This window comes from Paraburkholderia lebeckiae (assembly GCF_050436225.1).
Lineage (GTDB): Bacteria > Pseudomonadota > Gammaproteobacteria > Burkholderiales > Burkholderiaceae > Paraburkholderia > Paraburkholderia tuberum.
This window is the reverse complement of the sequence record NZ_JBNDLU010000001.1, coordinates 1,575,128-1,599,691: the sequence shown is the minus strand read 5'-3', so window position 1 is coordinate 1,599,691 and position 24,564 is coordinate 1,575,128. Positions and strand designations below refer to the sequence as shown.

Here is a 24,564-nt window from a genome sequence, read left to right as displayed (position 1 = left end):
TCTCGCAGGTTTTCGCCGCTCGTGCGCGGCGCATCGGGCTTCGCGCCGCTGCTGGAATTCGTAGTTTTTTGCCGCGTGTGTGCCTCTCCTGCCAGCCTCCGCCAATTGCAGTACGCTTGACGACTCTTCCTGCACCCACGAAGGAGCGTCGACGATGCGATATAACCAGTTGGGCCGTACCGGTGTGTTTGTTTCAGAGTTGTGTTTGGGCACGATGACCTTCGGCGGTGGCGAAGGCATCTGGCGGCAGATCGGCGATCTGCAGCAGAACGACGCGGAGCGGCTGGTCGGCCGGGCGCTCGACGCGGGCATCAATTTCATCGACACAGCCGACGTTTACGCGGGCGGCCTGTCCGAGCAGATCACCGGCCAGGCGCTGAAGAATCTGCAAGTACCGCGCGACAAGGTCGTGATCGCGACCAAGGTGTTCGGCCAGACCGGCGAGTTCGCAAACGCGCGCGGCGCGTCGCGCTATCACATCCTCGACGGCATCAAGGCGAGCCTGAAGCGTCTGCAACTCGATCACGTCGACCTGTATCAGATCCACGGTTTCGATCCGGCCACGCCGATCGAAGAAACCGTGCGCGCGCTCGATACGCTTGTGCAGCACGGCCACGTGCGCTACGTCGGCGTGTCGAACTGGGCCGCGTGGCAGATCGCGAAGGCGCTCGGCATCGCCGAGAGGCTCGGCACCGCGCGCTTCGAAACGCTGCAGGCGTATTACACGCTCGCGGGTCGCGATCTCGAACGCGAACTCGTGCCGATGCTGCAAAGCGAAGGCCTCGGCCTGATGGTGTGGAGTCCGCTCGCGGGCGGTTTGCTGAGCGGCAAATACGGACGCGAGCAGCAGGCCGAAGCGGGCAGCCGTCGCACGAACTTCGATTTTCCGCCTGTCGATCGCGAGCGCGCGTATGACTGCATCGACGTGATGCGCAAAATCGCTGCAGCGAAAAACGTCTCGGTCGCGCAGATCGCGCTGGCGTGGCTGCTGCATCAGCGTGTCGTCAGCACGGTCATCGTCGGCGCGAAGAAAATCGAGCAGCTCGACGACAACATCGCGGCGACCAACGTCGCGCTATCCGCCGATGAGCTCGCGAAGCTGGCCGAAGTCAGCGCGCTGCCGGCGGAGTACCCCGGCTGGATGCTGGAACGGCAGGGCGAGCAACGCCGGCAGCAACTGACCGAGGTTCGGCACGTCGTGCAGCGATAACGCGACAGCGTACTCGCGTTCTCCTTGGAAGCCCGAATGTTCATCGATGGGCCGCGCGCGTTTCATGCTCGCGCGCGGGCCTGAGGCGGTCGACTGGAAAAACCGCCAACTCGTGAAGACGATCCACCGCTCTCCGGTTCTCCGCGGCCATTTCGTTTCGGCACTCGCTCAGGTCTCGACGTCCGCGAGACTGAAAGTCTCCGTCTTGTCGTTGTACGAGAAGATTTCCGCGTAACGACCCCAGTCGATCACCGCATCGAGCGTCTCCTGCGCTGCGCTGTCGGACAGCAGGTCCTCGAGTTCCTGCTCGAAGCGCACGCGCGGCGCGCGATGTCCGGGCCGTTCGTTGAGCACCTTTCTGATTCGCGCGGCGAGCGGCACGCGCTGCAATAGATGATCGGCGAACATGATCTTGCGCTCCTGCGTGCTGCCCTCGGCGAATCGATGCGCGGGTGGCGTCAGGAACACGTCGCCCTCGCTGACTTCGGCAAAGCCGAGGTACTGCAGCATCTCCGCGATCGGGAACAGTTCGTCGACTTCCAGCTGCAGTGTGCGCGCGATGTCGGGCATGTCGGCGCGGCCGTTGTAGGGCGCTGCAGCGAGCGTTTCGAGCAGACCGGCCATCAGGTTGGTCGACACGTTCGGCAACCAACTGCCGGGTTCGAGTTCGCGTTTGGCCGCGGTGTCGCTGCGGCGCGCGGTCATCTTCGCGTAGATTTCGTCGACGAGCGCGCGAAAATCCGGGTCGAGCCGGTTGCGCGGATGCGCGAACGGCACTACGGTCTGGGCCACCACGCGCCCGGGGTTCGACGACAGCACGAGAATGCGATCGCACATGAATACGGCTTCCTCGATGTTGTGCGTGACGATCAGCACCGACTTGATCGGCATGCGGTCCTGGTTCCACAGGTCGAGCAGGTCGGTGCGCAGCGTTTCGGCGGTCAGCACGTCGAGCGCGGAGAACGGCTCGTCCATCAGCAGGATGGTCGGATCGACGACGAGCGCGCGCGCGAAGCCGACGCGCTGCCTCATGCCGCCCGACAGTTCGCGCGGATACGCATTTTCGAAACCATCGAGGCCGATCAGATCGATCGCGGCGAGCGCGCGCGTGCGCCGCTCCTCGACGCCGACGCCGAGCGCCTCCAGCCCCGCTTCGACGTTCTGCAGCACCGTCAGCCACGGAAACAGCGCGAAGGTCTGGAACACCATCGCGACACCCTCGGCGGGACCGTCGAGCGGCTTGTCCAGGTAGGTCACATTGCCGCTCGTCGGCCGGATCAGACCGGCGATGATGCGCAGCAGCGTCGACTTGCCCGAGCCCGAGCGGCCGAGCAGTCCGACGATTTCGCCCTCGTGCAGCGTCAGATTGACGTCGTCGAGCACCAGCAGGTCGCTCTGGTTTTTATGGAAGCCGCGGCTCACGTGCTCGATGTTCAGCACTTGCGCGCCCACGCGCGGCGACGACTGGAGCCGGTCGGCGGGAATGGCTTGAATGACGTTTTGCATGGGTTCACTCCTGGTCGAGTCGCAGCCTGATTTCGGCAAAGGCATACAGGGGGCGCCACAGCGCGCGGTTGAATAGCGTGACGAATAGCGACATCACGGCGACGCCAAGGATGATCTTCGGAAAATCGCCCGCGGCGGTCGTCTCGGCGATATAGGCGCCGAGGCCGTGCGCGACCACATTGGTATCCCCCCACTGGACGCACTCGGACACGATGCTCGCGTTCCACGCGCCGCCCGATGCGGTGATCGCGCCAGTTACGTAGTAAGGGAATACGCCCGGCAGCATCAGCTGGCGCCACCATTGCCAGCCCCGGATGCGGAAATTGATGGCCGCCTCGCGGTAGTCGTTCGGATAGGCGGTCGCGCCCGCGATCACGTTGAACAGGATGTACCACTGCGTGCCGAGCACGATCAGCGGCGACAGCCAGATATCCGGATTCAGATGAAAGCGCACGATCACGATCACGAACACCGGGAACAGCAGGTTCGCGGGGAACGCGGCGAGAAACTGCGCGAGCGGCTGGACCTTCTCGGCGAGCGCCGGACGCAGGCCGATCAACACGCCAATCGGTACCCAGATCACCGAGGAGATCGCGATCAGCACGGCGACACGCAGTAGTGTGATGAGCCCGAGCACGAACACGTGACCGACCTCGTCGAGCGTGACGCCGGCACGCACATAGGCGACGACGCGATAGATCGCATAGACCGTCAGCACGAATACGAGCACGCCGCACACGATGTCCCCCACGCGCGTCGATTTCTCGCCGCGCGGTCCGCTGGCGCGTCGCGCGCTCGCGAAAGGCACACGGAACGGAATGCGTGCGGTGGTCGCGAGCATCACGCCCGCTGGCGTCAGCAACTGATGAATCAGACGTGTGCGCCGCATCGTGTCGAGCAGCCAGGACTGCGGCGCGTTGCCCGAAGTCGTGGTCTCCATGCGGAACTTGTCGGCCCACGCGACGAGCGGACGGAACAGCAACTGGTCGTAGGCGAGAATCACGACCGTCATCGCGAGGATGACCCAGCCGATCGCGTGCAGGTTCTTGTCGCTGATCGCCTGCGCCAGGTAGGCGCCGATGCCCGGCAGCTTAATCGTGTTATTGCCGACCGTAATCGCCTCGGAAGCCACGACGAAGAACCAGCCGCCCGACATCGACATCATCATGTTCCAGATCAGGCCGGGCATCGAGAACGGCACTTCGAGTTTCCAGAAGCGCTGCCATGAGGTCAGATGAAAGCCGCGCGAGACTTCGTCGAGATCGCGCGGCACCGTGCGCAGCGACTGATAGAAGCTGAACGTCATGTTCCACGCCTGGCTCGTGAAGATCGCGAAGATCGCGGCGAGTTCGGCGCCGAGCACGCGGCCCGGGAACATCGCGAGGAAGAACGTGACCGTGAACGAGATGTAGCCGAGCACCGGCACCGACTGCAGGATGTCGAGAATCGGCACCAGCACGAGACCGGCGCGGCGGCTCTTGGCGGCCAGCGTCCCGTAGACCAGCGTGAAGATCAGCGACGCGACCATCGCCGCGAGCATGCGCAGCGTGGTGCGCATCGCGTACTCGGGCAGGTTGGCCGGATCGAGCGAAATCGCCTGCGTGTTGAGCGTCGACATCGGCGCGAGCGTCTCGTGAAAGCCGATCGACGCCATCGCGATCAGGCAGATGATCAGCGGGAACGCGACGAAGTCCCATCCGTTTGGACGCAGCCGTCGTGCGGATGCATTGGCGGTGCGGTTCAGGTTGAAACCGAACTCCATCAGTAACCTCCGGGGCCGTGGGTATTTGCGCACAGCGAAGTTGTGCCGCCATACAGGGCGGCGACACATGCATCGATTCGCGAGGGATTGTTGAGTTGGAACATGACGAATCGCAAGTTGATGAAAGGGCTCATTCAGCAAGCAACGGCCACGACGAGGCAACGCCACCATCTTTCGATAATGGCGTTGATTCGTGACAGAAACCTGGCAGGACTTAAGAGAGCAGCGACCCGATTCGGCGCCACAGCGTGACAAGCCGATTCGATTGGACCGGATCGAGCGACAGAAGCGACTCGTAGTGAGCGCGCGACTCGTTGCGATAGGGAAGATGCGGCAAAAGCAGAGCGAAATACATGACGTTTCTCCGCGCGTCGTATGTGACGCGGCAAGCGGAAAGCGGGCAGACGGTCCAACGTCGCACGCTTGGCGCGGCGTCAGGTTGCTAGCTGCTTTCCTTCTCTAAGGCTGAAGGGAAGGGGCATAAACAACAACTGTCACTGTCGGGCATGGGGCTCCTCGTCGGGTTGAACTGCGCTCAGGCACGCAGCGTGGTTTTACCGGCCTCGCCAGAACCCGCGACCAGGCGCGGGTATCGGCGAGCGTCGGCCGCAAACCCGAAGGCTTGCGAGGGCGTGCCAGTGCGGACGAGCGAAGGCCGCGTCCCACATGGCGCTCATGATCGAGGTGCACGAAGAAGATTTGCTACGGCGCGCACCGTTCTGCCTGCTGGCGGAACGGCGGCGCGGGGGAAGGGGCGCGGACGTTCTGCCGGTCAGGCAGTGAAACTGTTCGAAGATCGACTACTGCAGGTGTCCAAGGCATCAGCCCCATTTGAGAAGACGGGCGAATTCTAGACGCGGTAAAAACCCGGAGTCAACCAGATTCTGTAAGCAGAGCCAACATTTATCGACGAAGGCTTGCGCAACGAGTTCGAGAATCATTGCGTGCCGCCCCGAGAACCCGACGTTGTCTTGATGCGTTTTTTACTTGCGCTTTTTCGGGCGACGTCAATACAATCCGCCCCAACGTATCGAAGGAGTCACCCATGGACGCATGTTCAGGCAGTGGAAGTCCGATGCCGGCCAGCGCCGGCAACACAACCGCGAGATAGTCGCCGCAGGGTCACTCCTTCGCCGCTAACTCGCCCCATTCGGGGTTAGCGTGCTTCAATTCTGACCGGCCTTTGCTGCCGGTTTTCCGTAGCACGCTTCCTCTTTTCTGACCGTCGTCTGCAACCTCCGCTTGAAGAGGCGGTTGCGCTTTCGCGTTGCGCTCGTTGTGCGCCGGAGTGCGTCACGGTAACGTCGCTGGCTCGCGCAAGCTTGCATGCCGGGAATGAATTGAACACACGTTCGCCACCTGCGTGTGCGAACAACATCGGAGCGATCCGCCTATAACTTCAACCCCAGATACGTGATGGAAAATATCTACAAGCGCAGACCGCAGAGCTCCGGCGGTGCCATCGCCGTGAGCGCGGTTCTTTCTCTCGGCCTCGTTCCTTGCGCGTTCGCGCAGACACCCGGCGAAGCCGCGCCGACGCAAGCGGCGCCATCGACTGCACCGTCCGCACCGGCTCCCGGCGCCACGGACAATGCGGCGCCCGCCGATCAGAGCGTCGCCGCGCCCACGGGATTGTGGGAGCGCTCGAACCTGCTCGGCGACATCGGCGGTTTGCGTCCGTGGCTCGGCAACTACGGTGTGACTTTCAATCTGCAGGAGACCGGCGAGTACATGGGCAACCTCTCGGGCGGGACGAATCGCGGCGGTGCTTATCAAGGCTTGACCGAGTTCGGACTCGTCGTCGATACGCAAAAGGCGTTTGGATTGCCAGGCGGCACTTTCAACGTGTCCGGTCTGCAGATTCACGGCACGAGCCTGACCGCCAGAAATCTGCAAACGCTGCAAACCGCGAGCGGCATCGAAGCCGACGCCGCGACCCGTCTGTGGGAACTGTGGTATCAGCAGTCGCTCGGCAACGTCGACGTGAAGATCGGTCAGCAGAGTCTCGATCAGGAGTTCATGGTCAGCCAGTACGCGGCCACCTTCATGAACGCGACGTTCGGTTGGCCAGTGCTGCCGTCCGTCGATCTGCCGGCGGGCGGCCCAGCCTATCCGCTGTCGTCCCTCGGCGTGAGGGCGCGGGCGTCGTTCGCGAACGGAGTAACCGTGTTGGGCGGCGTATTCGACGGCAATCCGGCGCCAGGCGTCGGCGATCCGCAAAAGCTCAACGCGAGCGGCACGAACTTCAATCTCGGCAACGGCGTGCTCGTGATCGGCGAACTGCAGTACGCGATCAACCAGCCGTCGGCGAATGCGTCCGATCCGAAGCCGGCCGGCCTGCCGGGTTCCTACAAGCTCGGCTTCTGGTACAACAGCAACCACTTCACGGATCAGGGTTTCGACACTAGCGGCCTGTCGCTAGCGAATCCGGCGAGCAACGGCGTGCCGACGAGTCATCGCGGCAACTACAGCTTCTACGCGGTCGCCGATCAGATGGTGTGGCGCGCGGGCTCCGACAGTCCGCGGTCGCTCGGTGTGTTCGCGCGCATCATGGGTGCGCCGGGCGATCGCAATCTGGTCGATCTCGGCGTGAATGCGGGCGTGACGCTCAAGGCGCCGTTCAAGGGGCGCGACAACGACGTGGTCGGGCTCGCGCTCGGCTATGCGAAGATCGGCTCGCACGCGCAGGATCTCGCGAGCGGACAGGCGCTGTACACGCCGGGCTATCCGTCGCGCAGCGCGGAGACGATGCTCGAAGCCACCTATCAGTATCAGGTCGCGCCGTGGTGGATGATGCAAGCGGACTTCCAGTACTTCTGGCGGCCGGGGGGCGGAATTCCGGACCCGGACGATTCGTCCCAGCGCATCAGGAACGAAGCGGTTTTCGGTTTGCGCACGACGATTCAGTTCTGAGGAACGGTCATCAGGCTGGTACGCGTGTGATCGATCGCTTCAACAAGGGCCGCGCGCCGCATCGCCTGACTTGACCGGTCGACGCGGCACGTAGGGACTGACGAGGACTTAGCGATCGCTGCGTCCAATCATCAACCTCGCTTACCCCTGCGTATGCGCGGCGACCGCGTCCAGCGTGCGCGCCGAGTACACCAGCGTCGCGCCCGCGTTGATCGCCATCGCGACGCCGAGCGCTTCGGCGATTTCCTCGCGGGTCGCGCCGTGCTTCAGCGCCTCGGCCGTATGGACCGTGATACAGCCGTCACAGCGCAGGCTGACCGCTACCGCGAGCGCAATCAGCTCGCGCGTTTTCGCGCCGAGCAGATCGGTCTTCTGACCGGCGCTCGACATCGCCTGATACGCCTCCACGCTTTCTGGCGCGAGCTTCGACATTTCGCCGATACGGCCGAACAGTTCCTTGCGGTAATCGATCCAGTTCAACATGGCAGTGCTCCTTGGTCCGTTGCGCGCCGGCGGTTGCCGGCGTCGTGGGACGAAGTATTGCGCCGCGCCGCGATATCCCGAATACTCATTCGACTCAACTTTTAGCGCGCTCGTCTCATGGACACGCTCAGTCGCCTGATCGACCTTGCCCGGCCGCAAGCGAGTCTCGATCTTCGCTGCCTGCTATCAGGCGCATTCGACGTCGACCACGCGCCGCTGGAGGCGGGCGTCGCGCCGTTTCATCTGGTGCTCGACGGCAGCTGTGTGATCGAGACCGCCGGCGGCGAGCCGCTCGAATTGCAGGCCGGCGATTTCATGCTGTTTCCGCGTGGCGCCGCGCATCGCGTGCGCGACGTAAAGCGCTCGGCGGGTGGCCTGCCGTTGACGCTCGGGCATGACGGCATGCTGCCGGTGCGGCGCAACGATGTCCTCGAAACCACTGCCACGGCCGCGCATACGCCGAACGACACCGCGATTCATGACGGCGTCGATCTGCTGTGCGGCCGCTTCGTCTATGCGCCCGGTTCATCGGCGTTGCTGCTCAATGTACTGCCCGATCCGCTGCACGTATCGCTCGGGGATGCGCAAACGCTCGATGCCTTGCCGACGATGATCGCTCTGATGCGCGGCGAAGCGGAGCGGCGTCAGCCTGGCGCGCTCGCGATCGTGACGGCCTTGAGCCATGCGCTGTTCGCGATGGCACTGCGCGTGCACGGCGAGCGCAATGCGAACGGCACCGGGATGCTCGCGTTGCTGACGGACGCACGCCTCGGCGCATCGGTGCAGGCCATGCTCGACGCGCCCGAACGCGCATGGACGATCTCTGAACTCGGCGAGCGCGCGGCGATGTCGCGCGCGACATACGCGCGCCACTTCAACGAGCGCGCGGGCGTGACCGTGATGGATTTTCTGACGCAGATCCGCATGGCGATCGCCAGCGATCTGCTGTTGCGCACACAACGCAGCGCGGCGGACATCGGCGAGGCGGTCGGCTATCAATCGGAGGCGGCGTTCGGCAAGGCGTTCGCGCAAAGCGTCGGTGTGACGCCGGGACGTTACCGGCGCCGCACACCAACGGACGGTGCTCTGGATGACTGACTAAAGACTCAACGCGTGGGCGATTCTATCTGGGCGGTTCGCCCTTGCTGAACGCGCGCCTTTCGAGCGACGCCATCAGTCGCGCGACCACGACCGCGCAGACCGTGCCGAGCGTCACTTCGGCCAGCCGCAGAAAGGCCTTGTCCCACGCCGGGCCGATGCCTGGCGCCAGCAGCATGATCGTCGCGGTGATGCCGCCGAGGCGCGCTGCGCTGCCGACGTTGACGACCCAGCAGATCAGGATCGCGACCGCCACGGTCGCCGCGTACGCGGCAAAATGGCCGCCGCCCGCGAGCGTGCCGATCAGCCCGCAAATACCGCCGACCATCGCACCGATGAACTGGTCGCGCGACAGCTTGCGGGTGTCGATATAACTATGCTGGCTCACCGCGATCGCGGTGATCGCGGCCCAGAACGCCTGCTCGGTGTGCAGCGCGCGAGCGATGCCGAACGCGAGACTCGCGCCCGCCACCGCCTGCACGGCCATGAAGCCGCCCTCGATCAAGCGGTCGCCGAGCGGCAGCGTCTTCAGGAAAGCGAACAGCGCATCGGCGGCGTGCGTGCGCGAGGAAGGGCTTGAATCGTCGGACGGAGTCATCGGATGAAGGCGCGCTCGGCGGGGCAGGGGGTGCCGTATTCTAGCGGCTCCGCTTCACGCTTCCACCGCTAGCTAGATCGTGCCGAACAGCGCGCGCGGCCGGTCGCGCAGCGTGTGCGCGAGAATCTGCAGGCCACGCGTCAACTGCTCGCGCGACTCGGCGCAAGCGAGGTTGATGCGCACGCCGTGCTCGACCGTCGAGCGATCGACCGCGAACGCGGATGCGGGCATCGTGTTGACCCCGCGCGCGAGCGCGTTTGCCGCGAAGTCGTCTGAGCGCCACGGCGGCGGCACGCGCAACCACACGAACATGCATGCGGGGTCGCTCTTCAGATGCTCGGCGGGCAATAGTTCGCGCGCGATCTCCTGGCGCGCGCGTAACTCGGTGCGCTGCGCGTCGAGGATCGTCTGCGCGGTGCCGTCCTCGATCCAGCGTGACGCGATCAGCGTCGACAGCGGCGCAGGCATCCATGCGGTCGTTCGCACCGCTTCCGCAGCCAGCGCCGCGCCATGCGGCGGCGTGCGCAGATAGCCGATGCGTAGACCCGGCGCGAGGATCTTCGAGGTCGACGTGATGTGGAAGGTCAGCTCCGGGCACAGGCTGGCGATCGTCGGCAGGCGCGCTTGCAGCAGCGGACCGTACACGTCGTCCTCGATGATCACGATGTGATGCCGACGCGCGATGTCGGCGAGCGCGGCGCGACGCGCGAGGCTCATCGTCACGACGGTCGGGTTCTGCAGATTCGGCACCGTGAAGATCGCCTTCACGCGGCGATGCCGGCACGCGTCTTCGAGACGGTCGGGCAGCAGCCCTTCGTCGTCGCTCGGAATGCCGACCAGTTCGAACTGAAACACCGGCGCGAGGGCTTTCAACCCATAGTAGGTCAGCTGATCCGACAGGATCACGCCTTCATGCCCCATCAAGCTGCTCAACACCGCAAACAGGCCATGCTGTGCCCCGCTCGTGACGACCACGCTGTCGGCGCCGGGAGTGAAGCCGGGCGCGGCGAGCCATTGCGCGCCCGCGGCCCGCGCCCATTCGGGCCCTTGCGGCGGCTGATATTCCTGGGTCTCCGGATAGCGGGGATCGTGCGCAATTTGCGCCATCGTCCGCGCGAGTTGTGTGAGGAATTCACCGGTGGCAGGCCGGTTCACGGTCAGATCGAGCACGGCGTTCGCGTTTGGGTTGCCGTTTGCCGGCGTGTTGTCGCTGCGGGCATGCACGGCAGGCATGGCGCCGCCGGTGACGATCGAGCCGCGCCGCTTGCTCGCGACGATCAGCCCACGCGTCTGCAACTCCTTGTACGCGCGCGACACGGTCGAGACATTCAGGCCCAGCTCCAATGCAAGCTCGCGCTGCGGCGGCAGGCGGCTGCCCGGCGGATAGAGGCCGCTGCGGACTTTTTCCTCGAGGCTGCGCGACACTTCGAGATAAGTCGGCTGACGCCCCTTTGTCTGGAGAACGTCTTCACCGTTTGTGTGGTCAATTGCGCTTTTCATCCAGCGTGAATCTCCATACAAAAACTCGTTCGACCGTACCGGACAAGCCAATACTAAACCCGTTCGGTTGCCCTGCACGATGCCCGCCCGTTTCCCTCGGGGAAAGTACCTAAGTCCACACAAAGCCAAATTAATTGCACACAAAAAAACTTTGTGTGAGTATTAAAGCATGATTTGTATGGCGCTGTGTCGAAAGGCGACGCGCAACTGTAGTACAGGAGGGACGGTTGTGACAGAACAGCAGAGCACGCTCCTGCCGGTCGGTACGTCCGGTGCAGGTTCGGGTCGGGCGGCCAGTTCGGCCGGCCGGCGAACGCGATGAGCGAAGTCGCCGTGCTGGGCGCGGGCTTCATCGGCCTGTCGTGCGCCTACTGGCTGATGCGCGACGGTCACCACGTCACGCTGTTCGACGCGCTCGGTCCGGGCGAGGCCACGTCATACGGCAATGCGGGCACGTTCGCCAACTACGGCTGCATTCCGGTGAACAACCCGGCGGTGTTCCGCAATCTGCCGCGTTTCCTGTTTTCGCCGACGAGTCCGCTGCGGATTCGCTGGCGCTATCTGCCCCAACTCGCGCCGTGGCTTGCGCGCTTTCTGTGCGCGTCGATGCCGCGTCGCTACGAGCACAGCGCGCAGGCGCTGGCGAGCCTGCTGTCGTGCGCGTTCGACGGCTATCGCGAGATGCTCGAGAGCGACGACCTGTCGCGCTTCGTGAGGCCCCGCGAATGCCTGTACCTGTATTCGAATGCGGCGTCGTTCGAGGCCGCCCAGCCGTCGCTCGCATTGCGCCGGTCGCTCGGCGTGAGCTTCGAAAACTTCGACCGCGCCGGCATCGCCGAACTCGAACCGAATCTCGCGCCGATCTTTGCGCACGCCACGTTGTTCAACGGCAGCTGGTTCCTCAGCGATCCGCGCGGCTTCTTGCAGGCGCTGCACGCGGCGCTGCTCGCTCGCGGTCTCACGCATGAGCGCAGCGCGGTTCGTACGCTCGTGCCGGGCGCCACCAGCGTGCGCATCGTCGACGACGCGGGTCGCGCCCACGACGCCGCGCAGGTGGTCGTCTGTGCCGGCGCGTTTTCGGGCCGCTTCGCGCGTCAATGCGGCGACCGCGTACCGCTCGATACCGAACGCGGCTACCACGTGCGTTTTCCCGGCACGTCGTCGCTGATTTCACGGCCATGCGGCTGGGCCGAGCGCGGCTTCTACATGGTGCCGATGGACGGCGGCATTCGCGCGGCGGGCACCGTCGAGCTCGGCGGCTATGGGCCACAGCGCAATGCCGCGCTGCTCGATCTGATCACGCGCTCCGCGCAGCACGCACTGCCGCAATTGCCGCAACCGGATAGCGACTGGCTCGGTTTCCGTCCGAGCCTGCCCGACGGCCTGCCGGTCGTCGGGCCGTCGAGCGCGTCGCCACGTGTCGTCTACGCGTTCGGTCATCAGCATCTGGGCGTCACGCTGGGCGGCGTGACGGGCAGCGTCGTCGCCGATCTGGTGGCGGGGCGCGTGCCACCGGTCGATCTCGCGCCATATAGCCCGCGTCGTTTTTAATCACCGCAACTGCTGGACGGAAGAGGACGGACATCATGAAACGCAGAAACCTGGTTGTCGCACTCGCCCTTGGGATGTTGTGTGCGCATGCGCCGTCGTACGGCGCCGAGCCGCAAATCGTCAAGATCGGCTTCGTCGGACCGCTGACCGGACCCGTTGCGCGGGTCGGCAAGGATCTACAGAACGGCGCGCAGCTCGCGGTGGACGAAGCGAACGCGAAGCATCCCATGATCGGCGGCAAACCCGTCAAATACGTGCTCGACGTGCAGGACGACCAGGCCGATCCACGCATCGCGATCCAGGTCGCGCAGAAGCTCGTCGACGACGGCGTGGTCGGCGTGATCGGCCATTACAACTCGGGCTGCAGCATTCCGGCCTCGGCGGTCTATCACACGGCGAACGTCGCGATGATCACGCCGGGCTCGACGAACCCGGCGCTCACCGCGCAGGGTTTCGCGAACGTGTTTCGCACGATGGGGCACGACGGCGTGGGCGGTGTGATCGCGGGCGAGTTCGCGGTGCAGCAGTTGAAGGCGAAGCGCATCGGCATCATCGACGACCGCACCGCGTTCGGCCAGGGCCTCGCCGATGCGTTCGAGAAGGGCGCGAAGCAGGCGAACGGCAATATCGTCGATCGCGAGTTCACCAACGACAAGGCGGTCGATCTGCGCGCGATCCTGACTTCGTTGAAGCAGAAAAACGTCGATCTGATTTTCTTCGGCGGGCTCGACGAACAGGGAGCGATGCTGGTCAAGCAGATGCGCTCGCTCGGCATGCCCGCGCAACTGTTTGGCGCGGGCGCGCTGAAGAGCAACGCGTTCCTGCAGATCGCGGGCAACGCGGGCGAAGGTACGCGCGATCTCGAGCCCGGTCCGGCGCTCGACAAGCTGCCGTCCGCGCAGGAGTTCGGCAAGCGCTACAAGGCGCGCTTCAATCAGGATGTCGAGCTTTATGCGCCGTTCGCATACGACGCCGCGTTGGCAATGATTCAGGCGATCCAGGACGCGGATTCGCTCGATCGCGCCAAGATCGTCGCGGCTTTTCCAAAAGTGAACGTGACTGGCGTGACGGGGAAAATCGCGTTCGATCCGCATGGGGATCTGATCAAGCCGCCTTATACGCTGTTCGAGGTACAGCAGGGGCAGTGGAAGAGTCAGCGGACCGTGGGCGGCGGGGTGTGAGCATTGTTCAGACTGGGCCGGCTGGCGCGACGCTGCTGTGCGGCGCGTCACCTCGCGCGCCGGCTTGTCCGATCAATGCACGAGACCGTGCCTCGCCACAAGTTTGTCTATCTGCTCGTCGGCGATCGGGGCGGAAATATAGATCTGCAAGCGCGAGGTATCGATCGAGCAGTTGCACAGCAGGGTCGACAACGTGTTCGCGAGGCCGGGTCGCCCGATCTCGGCCGCGGGAAGATTAACTGCCAGCGAGAGCGTGTCGTATCCGCGCACGGTCCAATTGGCGAGCGTTCGCACTGCTTCCGTCACGATGAAATCCGTGAAGCTCCTGGTCAGCGGCGAGTCTTCCACGAGGTCGATAAACGAGATCGGTGTCAATACACCGCGTGACGGATTTTTCCATCGCAACAGCGATTCAAAGCCCGACAATCGGCCTTCTCCCATTCGCAGCTTCGGCTAATACACGAAGAAGAACTCTCGTGCGGCCAGACCGCGTTCGGCGTCGGCGATGCTGCAGGGGGTACGAGCGTCCGTGGCGATCTGTTCCATGTTTATGTCAATTCCGCGATGCGCAAAGTTTGAATACACGATCACGCGCCTTTTGACGTCGACTATTTGAGAATTCGTGCGCCATTAGTCGCCGCCTCTCCTCGTTCTGTCTGCTGGCATGTATGCGATTCGATGCTAGGAGATTCGTGTTGTGAGCGTATCGAACCCCGCTATGTGGCGCTGTGAATTATTGAAAAGCCGGCCTCGCAGACGGCAAATCAGCGAATTGACATTTAATTCACGTTAATGGTGATTTATCGGATGCATTCGTAACCGATGTCGAGCCGATGTGAACATTCGTGAATTGCGTCTTTAATCGTCAAACACCGTGAGATGTCACAAAAATTCGCAATGGCGAAACTGCCGATCGATAGGATCCTCGCCAATCGGGGTTAGTTTAAAAACGGTGCGATCGCGTTGATGATGATCCCGGACGTCGACCCCGGCAGGACCCTCGCGGTCGGAATCGGCTCGGGCAACTACAAGGGCTAGGTGACACCGACATTTCGAGCGCAGTCGGGGAAACCGGCTGTATGTGCGCGACGATCCCGATCCATTGCCGCCGACGACGCGCGGCCGGATGTTCGCGGGCCAGATCGAATCACTGATAAGGGGGGCGATCGCGCAATATGACCCCCCCTTCGAAAATACCATCCCCCCTCCCCAAAGGGGGGGATTTGAAAAGCGACTGGCTCTATCTTTCTTCTCGAAATTCACAAGGCATACGGGGCCGGCGCCGCTGGCCGCTCACGCCGACCTGGTGCCGTATGCGATTTTATGTTGGCTTTTTCGTCCTGTTTGAACCGGTTTGTCGAGCGGGCCGGTCTTCAAGTCGCCAGGGCGAAAGAAAAAGGTGATAGATGAATATCCTGTTGGTGGAAGACGATCCCGCGCAAGCTGATTCGGTCGAAAGGGAAATCGGGCAATCCGGGCATCGAATAAACAAGGTCGAGCGGGGCAAGGACGCAATCAGTTTTCTTCAGGCCAACGAGGTCGATCTCGTGGTGCTCGACTGGGAATTGCCGGGCGTGAGCGGCTTCGAGGTGCTGTACTGGATACGCCGTCACCTGGGCCGCGAACCCGCGGTGCTGTTCGTGACCAGTCGGCTTCTGGAAGTCGACATCGTGCGGGCGCTGGACGCCGGCGCGGATGACTACGTCGTCAAGCCGTTCCGGGCCAAAGAGCTGGGGGCAAGGGTAGGCGCGCTATTGCGTCGCACACGACGCAGCATAAAGGTGGAAAGTGCAATCGCGGTTGGGCCGTATGTCTTCGACGTCACGCAGCGCAGTGTTTTTCTGCACGGCGAATCGATCTTGTTGACGGAAAAGGAATTCGACGTGGCGGCCTATTTCTTCGCGAACGTCGGACGGGTCGTTTCCAAGCGGCTTCTGGCGAAGCTTGCGTGGGGCCGCGAGCTGGATAGTACGTCGCGCACGATCGACACGCATATCTACCGGCTGCGACGCAAGCTGGCCCTGCATCCGGACAACGGCGTGCGATTGACGACCGTCTATACGCACGGCTACCGGCTCGACGAGGTCGATGCTGGCAGCGCGGAAGCGCAAGCGCCGGCCAGCGCCGAGCCGGAAGACGCTGTCGCGAAGAACGACGGGTCCGAGTAGGGCGCGCAAAGCGATCTCCGCCAGAGATCCGACACGAGACCATGAGCGACCTCAAACGGATTGCGCTGGTCGCGCCTCGTTGCGCGGCTCCTCATTGAGTCGTCACACGGTTCGGCGTATCTTGAAAACAAATTCACAACGACCCTCCATGCCTCTCACGGATAGCCGGTGAGAGGACAACTCATGAATACAACCGCTGATAGTTTCGAGCGTGAATGGATCGTGTCGCTGATCCAGACCAAGATGATGCCGCCGCGTCTTCCCGCGGGTTGCGTGCAACGGCCGGGATTGCTCCGGCGACTCGATGAACGGCGTCCGCGTCACATTACGCTCGTGACCGCGCCCGCGGGTTTCGGCAAAACGACCTTGCTTGCCGCGTGGAGCGAAGCGCAAACGAGAAAGAAGCGTCCCGTTGCGTGGCTCAGTCTCGATGGAGAAGACGACGATCCGCAGCAACTCGGGGCCTATCTGGTGGCGGCGCTTTGTCGCGCGTCGAAGGAGATCGCGTGGCAGGCACAGCAACTTCTCGATAACGATGCAAACACGCCGGTCAGAACGGTCATTTCGGTGCTGCTCAATGGCATCGCCGCATACGGCCGCAGTGTTTTCCTGGTGCTCGACGACGTCGACCGGCTGAGCGCGAAATCCGTTCTCGCGATCGTGTCGCGCCTGCTGCGCTATGCGCCCGACAACCTGCACGTGCTGCTCGGCGCGCGCGGCGAACCGGCGCTGTCGCTGAGCGGGCTGCGCTCGCCCGACAAACTTTCGCGTGTGAATGTCGACGATCTGCGCTTTTCGCTCGACGATGCTCAGGCGTTTTTCGACCACACCGGTAACGCGCTGCTCAACCGCAACAGCGTCGAGTTGTTGAACAGCGCGACCGAAGGCTGGGTGGCCGGTTTGCAACTGGCTTCGCTCGGACTGAACCGGATCGATGACGTGGCCGCGCTCGCCAGTCATCTCGCCGGTTCCCGCTTCGGCATCGATCGCTACCTCAACGATACGGTGTTTGCGCATTTGCCGCCGCCCATGCTGACGTTTTTGCTTTACACGTCGATTCTCGAGCGGCTTACGGCGACGCTGTGCGACGATGTCATGGGCGGGGAGGGCGAAAGCGGAGAGAAGCTGGACTGGCTCGAGCGCCACAACGTGTTCATCCGGCCGCTCGATGAGACGCAGAACTGGTATCGCTATCACGCATTGCTGAGCGACGCGCTTCGCCGCCGTCTCATGCGTCAGACGCCACGACAGGTTCCGCTGCTGCATCGCCGGGCCAGCCTGTGGTTCGCGCGGGCTCGCCTGTGGCCTGAAGCCGTGCGACATGCGCTGGCTGCGGGCGACATCGGTCAGGCGGCGCAGTGGGCCGAAAACTGCGCGATGGAGATGCTCCAACGCGGCGACCCGTTCATGCTGCCGGGCTGGATTCGCAAACTGCCGCCGGACGTGATCGCGGGTCGACTGCGCTTGCGTCTGGCGAAAGTCTGGGCTCTCGCGATGTCGCTTGAAACCGCGCGCGCGTCGAAGGAGATCGGCGAGATTGCCGACGAATTCGAGCGAACGGCCCGCGATGATCGGTCGGTAGCCGACGAGGTCGCAAGGGCGGAGATCAATGCGATCCGCGCGATGATCGCATGCGTGAACGACGACAGCGAACATGCGCTGGAACTCGGGCGTGCCGTTGAGGCATCGACGGCGCCTGCGGAACCGTGGGTACGCCATTACGGGCAAAGCGCGGAGATTTTCGGCTTGATGTATAGAGGGCAGTTCGCCTACATCTCCCGCGAATGGAGAGCGCGGGTCGATCAGGTGGGACTCAGCCGGAAGCCGAACAGCGCGGATATGCTGCGCGACGCGGTGTACGGCATCGCCGCGCTGATCCACGGCGAACTTCCCGATGCGAGGCGGGTGATGGAGGTCGCGATGCGGTACTCCGAAGATCAGCTAGGGGAGTGGTCGGCGGCCGCGGCCGCGGTAGCCGGTTGCCTTGCGTCGATTTACTACGAGTGCAACGAGCTGTCCAAGGCGCGGAAGTTGATCGACGCTCGCATGACCATCGCGCTGGAGACCTCGCCGCTTGCCGCGTTGATGCGCTATATGCTTACCGCGTCGCGCCTGCTGTGGCGGGATGGAAAAAAAGGGCCGGCGCTCGCCGTTCTCGAGGACGGTCGACAGCTCGCGATAACCCGTCGATGGTTGCGTCTGAAGCTCGCGTGCGATGCGGAAACCGTCAGACAGCTGATTGCCGACGGTAGGGTGGTCGAGGCGCGACACGTCAGCGACGAACTGAGCGCGAGTGTACCGATGATGTGCGAAGGGCGACGGGGCTCGGCGATGGAAACGTGGGCAAGCTACTGCGTGCTGCAAGCCCGCGTTCTGCTCGCTGAAAATGCCGCCGGCGACGCCGTTGGCTTTCTCTCGCGCTCACTCGACAATCTGGTTACACTGGGCTGGCGCTATGCCGAGGCCGTCGTTTCGTTGCTGCTTTCTCTCGCGCATGAGCGGAACGGCGCTTCGGAACAGGCGTTCGCCGCGCTGGGAAACGCGCTGCGGATCGGCGGCGCGATGGGGATGATCAATAGCTTCGTGGACGAGGGGCCGCCGATGCGTGCGTTGCTGGAACGCTTTCGCCGCACGCCATCGGAAATCGCGACCGGGCACGCCACGTATATCGGCACGGTGCTGTCGGCTTTCGACGAGGCGGATAACACGGCATCTTCTTCGTCGAGCTATGCCGACACGAAGATAACGCCGGGCACACTGAGCGCGCGAGAACTCGAAATACTGGGCTACGTCGCTCGCGGGCTGTCCAACAAGGAAGTCGGACGATCATTGAATCTGGCACCCGAGACGGTCAAATGGCACATGAAGAACGTGTTCGAAAAACTGAACGTCAATTCGCGGTACGAGGCCGTGCAGAGTGCCTTCGGCATTCAGCCTGGAGCCGACTGACGCGCCGTGCCGCGTGATGGCGCCGTCATCCGGTCACCTCACCGCGGCTCTCGTCCAAACGCTTCGCGTAGCTTGCGCTTGGCCCGCTGCAACGTATCGCGCCGCTCCTTCGGCAGGTTTCGGCCCGCTCGATTGATGTAGAAATTGAGCATCGACATTGCCGATTGAAACGGCGTGCCCTTGCGTCGACGGCTCGCCGTCGACGAGTGCTTCAACGATTGCGCGATGGACTCCGCGCTGCCGGTTTTGAAAATATCCTTCTGGATGTCCATCGCGTCGCTCGTTTCCATTACGTGATGCGACCACTTCTTCGCGCCGGATGCGCCGCTCGACCTCGCGGTCTTGGCGCGATGCGCCGCGTGCGCCTGCGCGTGGCGCTGACGCGGTGGCCGTCCCGACTTGCCATGAGACACAGGGCGTTTCGATTTGCTGCTGGTCTTTCGGGTCGCCATTGTGTTGTCTCCTGAAGCGGAATGTCGGATTGGCCACGCGTCGAAAATGGTCGATTTGGCGATCAGAGCTTCACGCCACCGGCCTCGGGCGCATCCGACGAACCCGCGGGAACGTCACCGACGCCGAGGTCGTCGCGCCTCGTATAGACGTCGCCGCCCCAGTACGGTTCGCTGCCGTAGTACTGATGCACGGTGGTGGCCCACGTCTGATCCGCCATCGATGGCCAGTGATCCTTATCAAATCCCGGTGCGTTCTTCACGCGCTCGGCCACCATGTTCAGCACGAAGCATTTTTCCTGCGTATCGAGTGTCAGCGCACTCCACGGAATCGCGAGCAGCTTGTCGCCGATGCCGAGAAAACCGCCGCTCGACAGCACCGCATACGCGACGCGGCCCGAACGCACGTCGAGCATGATGTCCTTGATCTTGCCGATGTGCTCGCCGTCGCTGCTGACAACCTTGTTGCCGTCGAGCGTAGCCGCTGCCATTACATCCGGACCTGGGCCTTCCGCGGTCGCGGCGCCTTTACCAACGATGTTGGCACCTTGTGTCTGGGTCTGCATCACCATGATGGGCTCCTTTGAAGGGGTAATGTACCGAGGCATTTAGCAACGGCCGTTCCATCTAGCCATGCCCGCCGTTGCGCCGTGGCGCGCGGCGCATCCGCGCGACGAGGCACCGCGTGCGTAAAGGATGCGAGCGCGTTTGCAATTATTTCGTCAGTGCCGACGCAAGCGCTGAGCGGCAAAGCGCGATGCGCGCATGCGACGACTGCATCGCGCGGCATAGGCCTTGCTCGACTCTCAGTGATGGCAGCAGGGAACCGAAGGAGCGCACCCGTCCTTTTACTTCAGGGAGAACCCAGATGAGCAAGTATCCGAAGGCATGGCTGTTCGCGGCATGTGTGTTCGCGTCGGGCACCGTCGCGTCGGGCGCCGCGTTCGCGCAGGCGGGCGGCGGTAACGGCAATAGCGGCGCCGGCGGCGGCAACGCGCATGGCGCGGCGACCGCGGCGCCGACGGCGGGCAACGAGCCCGCGTCGAATGCCACGGGCAGCACCATGGGATCGACTTCGTCGATGAAACATCATCACAAGAAGTCGAAGGCAAACAAGCCGATGACCGATACGACGAACACGCCCGGCGCCAATGCCAGCAGCGATACCAAGGGACAGTAACGCTGGATCGATGCGGGCGCGGCGATGCACCTGTGCGTTCATCGTAACGCGCCGGCGATATCGCGCTCCCCATCGAGGGAGAAAATCGTGACGAAGAAGATTCATTATCAGGCCAACATCTGCGGCGGGGACTTCGCGCATGTTCGCCAGTGCTTCAGGAACTGGAAGTCAGAGACGCTCGTGTATCGTCGGCAACAGCCGATGTTCGAAGGCAAGCAGGAAGTGCGGCCGTTGTCGGAGCGCGTGTTCGACAACGGTGAAGTCGCGCATAGCACGCTCGCGCGCGTATGTTCGCCAAACGATGCCTATGCGCTGGCGGCGGAGATACGCGACGGCGAACGCGACGTTTGGCTCGTGATGGCGGCGTTCGAGGAAGATGTTTGAGCCGGGGGCGATTCAGCGCTGAGCCCGTCACTCGGCCGGCGGTTTAGGTTCGGATGCGATTTCCCGCGCAGCGCGCCGCGTACGCACGCGTGCCGTGGCTCGCAAATGCGCCGCGGCGCTTTTCTCTTTCGTGGCGGTGTTTTTCTTGCGCACCACCCGCGACTTTTTTAGCAGACTCGTCAGCGAAGCGTTGATACTGTCGTCGACCGACGACTCCCGCGTCTTGCGTCCTTTGGCAGCGGATGCGCGCGCGAGTTTCGCCGCACGCTTTTCCGCCTGCGCGAGCAGCACCGCAAAAGCCACTTCATCTACCTTGAGTCCGCGGCGCGATTGGCCTGGCGCGAGGCTCTGCAACTCGTCGGCCTCGAACGCGCTGATGATCGCTGGGTGGATATAGCAGCGCCGGCAGACGGCGGGCGTATTGCGTAGCAGCGTCGCCACTTCTTTCACGGTCGCGACGATATGACGACGCGCTTCGGCCGCGCTGCTGCACATCAAGCGGCGCAATGCCGCGAGCGCGTACACGCTGCCGGCCCACGTGCGGTAGTCCTTGGCGGTGAAGTCCGCGCCGCTTACGCGGCGCAGGTACTCGTTGATATCCGTCGAGCCGATGCTGTGGCGCGTGCCGTCTTCGTCGAGATACTGGAACAGGTCGTGACCGGGCAGTTCCGCGCAACGTCGCACGATGCGCTTGATGTTCGGATTGTCCACTGTCACGTCGTGCTCGATGCCGCCCTTGCCGCGAAACTGGAAGCGCAATTGACCGGCCCTTATCTTCACGTGCTTCTTGCGCAGCGTCGTCAATCCGTACGAGTGGTTATCGCGCGCGTATTCCGCGCTGCCGACGCGGATCAGCGTCGTATCGAGCAACTGCACGATGGCCGCGACGACCTTGTCGAGCGGCATGCCGGGCAGCTTCAGATCACGCGCCACGCGCGCGCGGATTTTGGGCAATGCGCGGCCGAACTCGGCCATCCGTTCGTACTTGTCGGCGTCGCGCGTTTCGCGCCAGCGGGGGTGATAGCGGTACTGCTTGCGGCCGCGCGCGTCGCGGCCGGTCGCCTGCAGATGACCGCGCGGATCGGGGCAGATCCACACGTTTTCGTACGCGGGTGGAATCGCGAGCGAATTGATGCGTTGAATCTCGTCCTCATCGACGATGCGCTTGCCGTTGACGTCGAAATAGATGAAGCCGTTCCGCTCGCGCTTGCGTGTGTAGCCGGGCCTCGTGTCGTCGGCGTGGCGCAATCCCGGCGGCATCGGTTGGAATGCGGTGTTGCCGTTCGCGGTGGTCGGGCTGCGTGATGTGGTCGTGGAATGAGTGGCGGTAGACATTGTTGCAAGTAGAAGTTTCAAGCCCGGGTCGAACCGGTTCGCCGAGGAGGTGCGATGTATGCCGTGTGATCGGCGGGAAGCAAGGGCGATGCCATCGACAGGTGACCAGCGCGCTGAGGCGGAACGGTCCTTGCGGAAAAGTCGACGTGACCAACCGGAAAAGGAGCTTTCATGAGCAGCACACTCAACCCCGATGAAGAGCCGCAGCAGACCGTCAAGCAAACGTCCGGCACGACGGGCGCGCTGGGTCCCAGCGACTCGTCCGATAGCGGCAGCGATGTGGCGGGCGCGAAGCGTCACGATTTCGACGTCGATACGGAACTCGACAATCACGCGCTCGAAGCCGGCGACGCCGAACTCGGCAGCGATACCGATCGCTCAGGTACGGGCGAGCGCGCATCCGCCGATGGCGATTCGACGTTGGAGGTGGACCGCGATATCGGCACCGACCACGTCGTCGATCCGCAAGTGCCGCCGGGCGCGGAACGCTCCGACGAAGACGAAACCGACGTCTGACAACGACGGTTTTGCACACGCGGCGGCTCGAGCTGAACGGCGCAACCGCAGCGTCGGTGCACCGCCAACGTAATGTCAGCCCGCTGAACACTGCCACAACCTGGCACGTGTTTTGCTCAACCACGCTTAATGAAGGCGCAGACCTATGCACATGCATCACGGGCAAGTGCATGAGCGCGGCGCCGCATGAAGGAGAGCACACATGACTGATGTACTGAATGGCTACAAGGTAGCGGTACTCGCCGTAGATGGCTTCGAGCAGGCAGAACTCGTGGAGCCGAGACGCGCGCTCACCGAAGCGGGCGCGACGGTCCACGTGATCTCGGCGAAGCCGGGCAAGATCCAGGGCTTCAAACACGTCGACAAGGGCGATACCGTGGACGTCGATGCGACCTTCGACAAGGCCAATCCCGACGACTATGACGGGCTGGTGTTGCCGGGCGGCGTCGTGAACGGCGACGCGCTGCGATTGCTGCCGCAGGCGCAGGCGTTCGTCAAAGCGGTCGACAACGCGAAGAAGCCGATCGCGGTGATCTGTCACGGCACGTGGCTGCCGGTATCGGCGGGGATCATCAAGGGGCGCACGGTGACGAGCTGGCCTAGCCTGCAGGACGATATTCGCAACGCGGGCGGCACGTGGGTCGATCAGGAAGTGGTCGAGGACGGCAATCTTATTTCGAGCCGCAAACCCGACGACCTTCCCGCGTTCAACAAGACGCTGATCGGGCAACTGACGAAGCGCAAGGCGGCTTGATCGCAGGCGGCGCGTTGGCTTCGGAGCCTGCGCATCGGTGATTCGACAGGGAGAAAATGCATGAAATTCCGGTATTCCCTACAAGTGTTGACTGCCGCGCTGGCCGTGTTGGGCGTGAGCGCGGCATCGATCGACACGGCCTGCGCGCAGGCGAGCGATGCGCCCGCGAGCGCAGCGCCGACCGGCAGCACGACGCTGTCACCTGCGGATCAGCAGTTCGTGCTCGAAGCGTCGAAGTCGGACGCCACTGAAATCGCCGCTAGCAAGATCGCGCTGAAGAACTCCAACGATCCGCATGTCAGGGCGTTCGCTCAACAGATGATCGCCGACCACACGAAGCTGTCGCACGCAATGGCCGGGCTGGTCGCGAAGAAGGGCTTCAAGCCGACGCCGTCCGCGGATTCCGCGCTGGTCGGCAAACTGCAGACGTTGAAGGGCACCGAGTTCGATCAGGCCTATGTCGAGCAGGTCGGCGTGGAAGCGCATCAGCGCGCGGTCGACCTGTTCCAGCAGCAAAGCGCGAGCGGCACCGATGCCCAACTGAAGGCCGCAGCCGCGCAGGCGCTGCCAACCATCAAGCACCACCTCGAGATGGCGCAGCAACTGGCCGGCAAATTGAAGGGCTCGTCATGAACGCGATCCTGCCACGGCCTGCTTATGAGGACTCTCTGATGCAGATCACTTTCCCCGATGACGAAGCGGCCTTCGACGGCGCCAATCTGACCGTGCGCTTTCTTGCGCGCGTCGATGGCGAGCCAGTGGTTTGCGCGATCACTGCCGAGGCTCTGGAAGATCATTTCGGCGCGGAGTCCGCGCTTGAAGCCGCGTTGATGGCCGCTTTCGACAGAGGCCGTCAGCGCATCCGCTCGGTCTGCGCGGAAGCGCTCGACCAGAACAACGGAGAAGGCGTAGTGTTGCATAGCGGACTGTTCAGAGTGGAAGGCATGGAACCGGATCGCGGCGCCGCGGCGTAGCGCCGCTGCGTGTCGCATTGACTGGGCGCGCTGCTTCCGACTCGCGCCACCGG

22 protein-coding genes are annotated in these 24,564 nt (G+C 63.5%); 13 read left to right on the top strand and 9 right to left on the bottom strand.

What is annotated here, in order from left to right; translation table 11 throughout:
* Positions 1-154 precede the first annotated feature (154 nt).
* Complete coding sequence (locus tag OKW45_RS07455; RefSeq protein ID WP_429466901.1) at positions 155-1,210, top strand: aldo/keto reductase; 1,056 nt, start codon at positions 155-157, stop codon at positions 1,208-1,210.
* A 168-nt stretch (positions 1,211-1,378) separates the two neighbouring features.
* Here the strand turns inward: OKW45_RS07455 and OKW45_RS07450 are convergent, their stop codons facing one another.
* Complete coding sequence (locus OKW45_RS07450; protein WP_429466899.1) at positions 1,379-2,716, bottom strand: ABC transporter ATP-binding protein; 1,338 nt, start codon at positions 2,714-2,716, stop codon at positions 1,379-1,381.
* Between the two features lie 4 nt (positions 2,717-2,720).
* Positions 2,721-4,478, bottom strand: coding sequence for an ABC transporter permease (locus OKW45_RS07445; protein ID WP_429466897.1), 1,758 nt, complete (start codon positions 4,476-4,478; stop codon positions 2,721-2,723).
* Positions 4,479-5,894: 1,416 nt separating this feature from the next.
* Between OKW45_RS07445 and OKW45_RS07440 the strand changes: the two genes are divergently transcribed.
* Positions 5,895-7,391: a carbohydrate porin gene (locus OKW45_RS07440; protein WP_429466895.1), complete on the top strand. Its 1,497-nt coding sequence runs from the start codon at positions 5,895-5,897 to the stop codon at positions 7,389-7,391.
* A 141-nt stretch (positions 7,392-7,532) separates the two neighbouring features.
* On the opposite strand, the gene OKW45_RS07435 is transcribed toward OKW45_RS07440, so the two are convergent.
* Positions 7,533-7,874, bottom strand: coding sequence for a carboxymuconolactone decarboxylase family protein (locus tag OKW45_RS07435; protein ID WP_429466894.1), 342 nt, complete (start codon positions 7,872-7,874; stop codon positions 7,533-7,535).
* A 117-nt stretch (positions 7,875-7,991) separates the two neighbouring features.
* Here OKW45_RS07435 and OKW45_RS07430 point away from each other — a divergent pair, with 117 nt between their 5' ends.
* Positions 7,992-8,972 (top strand): cupin domain-containing protein, encoded by a 981-nt coding sequence (locus OKW45_RS07430; protein ID WP_429466892.1) that lies wholly within the window; start codon positions 7,992-7,994, stop codon positions 8,970-8,972.
* A gap of 25 nt (positions 8,973-8,997) precedes the next feature.
* Here OKW45_RS07430 and OKW45_RS07425 read toward each other — a convergent pair whose 3' ends face one another.
* Together OKW45_RS07425 and OKW45_RS07420 are read right to left on the bottom strand one after the other, a co-directional pair.
* Positions 8,998-9,570 carry an FUSC family protein gene (locus OKW45_RS07425; RefSeq protein ID WP_429466891.1) on the bottom strand — a complete coding sequence of 191 codons (573 nt, stop codon included), beginning with the start codon at positions 9,568-9,570 and terminating at the stop codon, positions 8,998-9,000.
* A gap of 72 nt (positions 9,571-9,642) precedes the next feature.
* Complete coding sequence (locus tag OKW45_RS07420; RefSeq protein WP_429466889.1) at positions 9,643-11,070, bottom strand: aminotransferase-like domain-containing protein; 1,428 nt, start codon at positions 11,068-11,070, stop codon at positions 9,643-9,645.
* Positions 11,071-11,388: 318 nt separating this feature from the next.
* Here OKW45_RS07420 and OKW45_RS07415 point away from each other — a divergent pair, with 318 nt between their 5' ends.
* Complete coding sequence (locus OKW45_RS07415) at positions 11,389-12,621, top strand: NAD(P)/FAD-dependent oxidoreductase (RefSeq protein WP_429466887.1); 1,233 nt, start codon at positions 11,389-11,391, stop codon at positions 12,619-12,621.
* Positions 12,622-12,656: 35 nt separating this feature from the next.
* A complete protein-coding gene (locus OKW45_RS07410) occupies positions 12,657-13,802 on the top strand; it encodes a branched-chain amino acid ABC transporter substrate-binding protein (protein WP_429466885.1) in 1,146 nt (381 codons plus the stop codon).
* Positions 13,803-13,874: 72 nt separating this feature from the next.
* Here OKW45_RS07410 and OKW45_RS07405 read toward each other — a convergent pair whose 3' ends face one another.
* Positions 13,875-14,243: an EAL domain-containing protein gene (locus OKW45_RS07405; RefSeq protein ID WP_429466883.1), complete on the bottom strand. Its 369-nt coding sequence runs from the start codon at positions 14,241-14,243 to the stop codon at positions 13,875-13,877.
* Between the two features lie 965 nt (positions 14,244-15,208).
* On the opposite strand from OKW45_RS07405, the gene OKW45_RS07400 reads away from it, so the two are divergent.
* Both OKW45_RS07400 and OKW45_RS07395 read left to right on the top strand, forming a co-directional pair.
* Positions 15,209-15,970, top strand: a complete 762-nt coding sequence (locus tag OKW45_RS07400; protein ID WP_018425297.1) for a response regulator transcription factor — start codon at positions 15,209-15,211, stop codon at positions 15,968-15,970.
* Positions 15,971-16,153: 183 nt separating this feature from the next.
* Positions 16,154-18,919, top strand: coding sequence for a winged helix-turn-helix domain-containing protein (locus tag OKW45_RS07395; RefSeq protein ID WP_429466881.1), 2,766 nt, complete (start codon positions 16,154-16,156; stop codon positions 18,917-18,919).
* A gap of 38 nt (positions 18,920-18,957) precedes the next feature.
* Here the strand turns inward: OKW45_RS07395 and OKW45_RS07390 are convergent, their stop codons facing one another.
* Both OKW45_RS07390 and OKW45_RS07385 read right to left on the bottom strand, forming a co-directional pair.
* On the bottom strand, positions 18,958-19,371 hold the full coding sequence (locus tag OKW45_RS07390; RefSeq protein ID WP_018425295.1) for a DUF3175 domain-containing protein: 414 nt from the start codon (positions 19,369-19,371) through the stop codon (positions 18,958-18,960).
* Positions 19,372-19,433: 62 nt separating this feature from the next.
* The gene (locus OKW45_RS07385; protein WP_018425294.1) at positions 19,434-19,940 is read right to left on the bottom strand and encodes a PRC-barrel domain-containing protein; all 507 of its coding nucleotides are present in this window, start codon (positions 19,938-19,940) and stop codon (positions 19,434-19,436) included.
* Positions 19,941-20,236: 296 nt separating this feature from the next.
* Here OKW45_RS07385 and OKW45_RS07380 point away from each other — a divergent pair, with 296 nt between their 5' ends.
* Together OKW45_RS07380 and OKW45_RS07375 are read left to right on the top strand one after the other, a co-directional pair.
* Positions 20,237-20,548: a hypothetical protein gene (locus tag OKW45_RS07380; protein WP_429466879.1), complete on the top strand. Its 312-nt coding sequence runs from the start codon at positions 20,237-20,239 to the stop codon at positions 20,546-20,548.
* Positions 20,549-20,635: 87 nt separating this feature from the next.
* The gene (locus OKW45_RS07375) at positions 20,636-20,932 is read left to right on the top strand and encodes a hypothetical protein (protein ID WP_018425292.1); all 297 of its coding nucleotides are present in this window, start codon (positions 20,636-20,638) and stop codon (positions 20,930-20,932) included.
* Between the two features lie 27 nt (positions 20,933-20,959).
* On the opposite strand, the gene OKW45_RS07370 is transcribed toward OKW45_RS07375, so the two are convergent.
* Positions 20,960-22,267 (bottom strand): DNA topoisomerase IB, encoded by a 1,308-nt coding sequence (locus tag OKW45_RS07370; RefSeq protein WP_429466877.1) that lies wholly within the window; start codon positions 22,265-22,267, stop codon positions 20,960-20,962.
* A 171-nt stretch (positions 22,268-22,438) separates the two neighbouring features.
* Between OKW45_RS07370 and OKW45_RS07365 the strand changes: the two genes are divergently transcribed.
* The 4 genes from OKW45_RS07365 to OKW45_RS07350 all read left to right on the top strand — a co-directional run bounded on the left by OKW45_RS07365 (position 22,439) and on the right by OKW45_RS07350 (position 24,511).
* Positions 22,439-22,783: a hypothetical protein gene (locus tag OKW45_RS07365; protein ID WP_018425290.1), complete on the top strand. Its 345-nt coding sequence runs from the start codon at positions 22,439-22,441 to the stop codon at positions 22,781-22,783.
* A 202-nt stretch (positions 22,784-22,985) separates the two neighbouring features.
* Positions 22,986-23,537 (top strand): type 1 glutamine amidotransferase domain-containing protein, encoded by a 552-nt coding sequence (locus tag OKW45_RS07360; RefSeq protein ID WP_429466875.1) that lies wholly within the window; start codon positions 22,986-22,988, stop codon positions 23,535-23,537.
* Positions 23,538-23,597: 60 nt separating this feature from the next.
* Complete coding sequence (locus OKW45_RS07355; protein WP_429466873.1) at positions 23,598-24,170, top strand: DUF4142 domain-containing protein; 573 nt, start codon at positions 23,598-23,600, stop codon at positions 24,168-24,170.
* Positions 24,167-24,511 carry a DUF1488 family protein gene (locus OKW45_RS07350; RefSeq protein WP_090809747.1) on the top strand — a complete coding sequence of 115 codons (345 nt, stop codon included), beginning with the start codon at positions 24,167-24,169 and terminating at the stop codon, positions 24,509-24,511. Before OKW45_RS07355 ends, OKW45_RS07350 begins: the two co-directional genes overlap by 4 nt.
* Positions 24,512-24,564 lie beyond the last annotated feature (53 nt).

Bases quoted from the DNA above. Each gene is read 5' to 3' on its own strand.
- OKW45_RS07455 (WP_429466901.1), top strand. From the start codon at position 155: ATGCGATATAACCAGTTGGGCCGTACCGGTGTGTTTGTTTCAGAGTTG.
- OKW45_RS07450 (WP_429466899.1), bottom strand. From the start codon at position 2,716: ATGCAAAACGTCATTCAAGCCATTCCCGCCGACCGGCTCCAGTCGTCG.
- OKW45_RS07445 (WP_429466897.1), bottom strand. From the start codon at position 4,478: ATGGAGTTCGGTTTCAACCTGAACCGCACCGCCAATGCATCCGCACGA.
- OKW45_RS07440 (WP_429466895.1), top strand. From the start codon at position 5,895: ATGGAAAATATCTACAAGCGCAGACCGCAGAGCTCCGGCGGTGCCATC.
- OKW45_RS07435 (WP_429466894.1), bottom strand. From the start codon at position 7,874: ATGTTGAACTGGATCGATTACCGCAAGGAACTGTTCGGCCGTATCGGC.
- OKW45_RS07430 (WP_429466892.1), top strand. From the start codon at position 7,992: ATGGACACGCTCAGTCGCCTGATCGACCTTGCCCGGCCGCAAGCGAGT.
- OKW45_RS07425 (WP_429466891.1), bottom strand. From the start codon at position 9,570: ATGACTCCGTCCGACGATTCAAGCCCTTCCTCGCGCACGCACGCCGCC.
- OKW45_RS07420 (WP_429466889.1), bottom strand. From the start codon at position 11,070: ATGAAAAGCGCAATTGACCACACAAACGGTGAAGACGTTCTCCAGACA.
- OKW45_RS07415 (WP_429466887.1), top strand. From the start codon at position 11,389: ATGAGCGAAGTCGCCGTGCTGGGCGCGGGCTTCATCGGCCTGTCGTGC.
- OKW45_RS07410 (WP_429466885.1), top strand. From the start codon at position 12,657: ATGAAACGCAGAAACCTGGTTGTCGCACTCGCCCTTGGGATGTTGTGT.
- OKW45_RS07405 (WP_429466883.1), bottom strand. From the start codon at position 14,243: ATGGGAGAAGGCCGATTGTCGGGCTTTGAATCGCTGTTGCGATGGAAA.
- OKW45_RS07400 (WP_018425297.1), top strand. From the start codon at position 15,209: ATGAATATCCTGTTGGTGGAAGACGATCCCGCGCAAGCTGATTCGGTC.
- OKW45_RS07395 (WP_429466881.1), top strand. From the start codon at position 16,154: ATGAATACAACCGCTGATAGTTTCGAGCGTGAATGGATCGTGTCGCTG.
- OKW45_RS07390 (WP_018425295.1), bottom strand. From the start codon at position 19,371: ATGGCGACCCGAAAGACCAGCAGCAAATCGAAACGCCCTGTGTCTCAT.
- OKW45_RS07385 (WP_018425294.1), bottom strand. From the start codon at position 19,940: ATGGTGATGCAGACCCAGACACAAGGTGCCAACATCGTTGGTAAAGGC.
- OKW45_RS07380 (WP_429466879.1), top strand. From the start codon at position 20,237: ATGAGCAAGTATCCGAAGGCATGGCTGTTCGCGGCATGTGTGTTCGCG.
- OKW45_RS07370 (WP_429466877.1), bottom strand. From the start codon at position 22,267: ATGTCTACCGCCACTCATTCCACGACCACATCACGCAGCCCGACCACC.
- OKW45_RS07365 (WP_018425290.1), top strand. From the start codon at position 22,439: ATGAGCAGCACACTCAACCCCGATGAAGAGCCGCAGCAGACCGTCAAG.
- OKW45_RS07360 (WP_429466875.1), top strand. From the start codon at position 22,986: ATGACTGATGTACTGAATGGCTACAAGGTAGCGGTACTCGCCGTAGAT.
- OKW45_RS07355 (WP_429466873.1), top strand. From the start codon at position 23,598: ATGAAATTCCGGTATTCCCTACAAGTGTTGACTGCCGCGCTGGCCGTG.
- OKW45_RS07350 (WP_090809747.1), top strand. From the start codon at position 24,167: ATGAACGCGATCCTGCCACGGCCTGCTTATGAGGACTCTCTGATGCAG.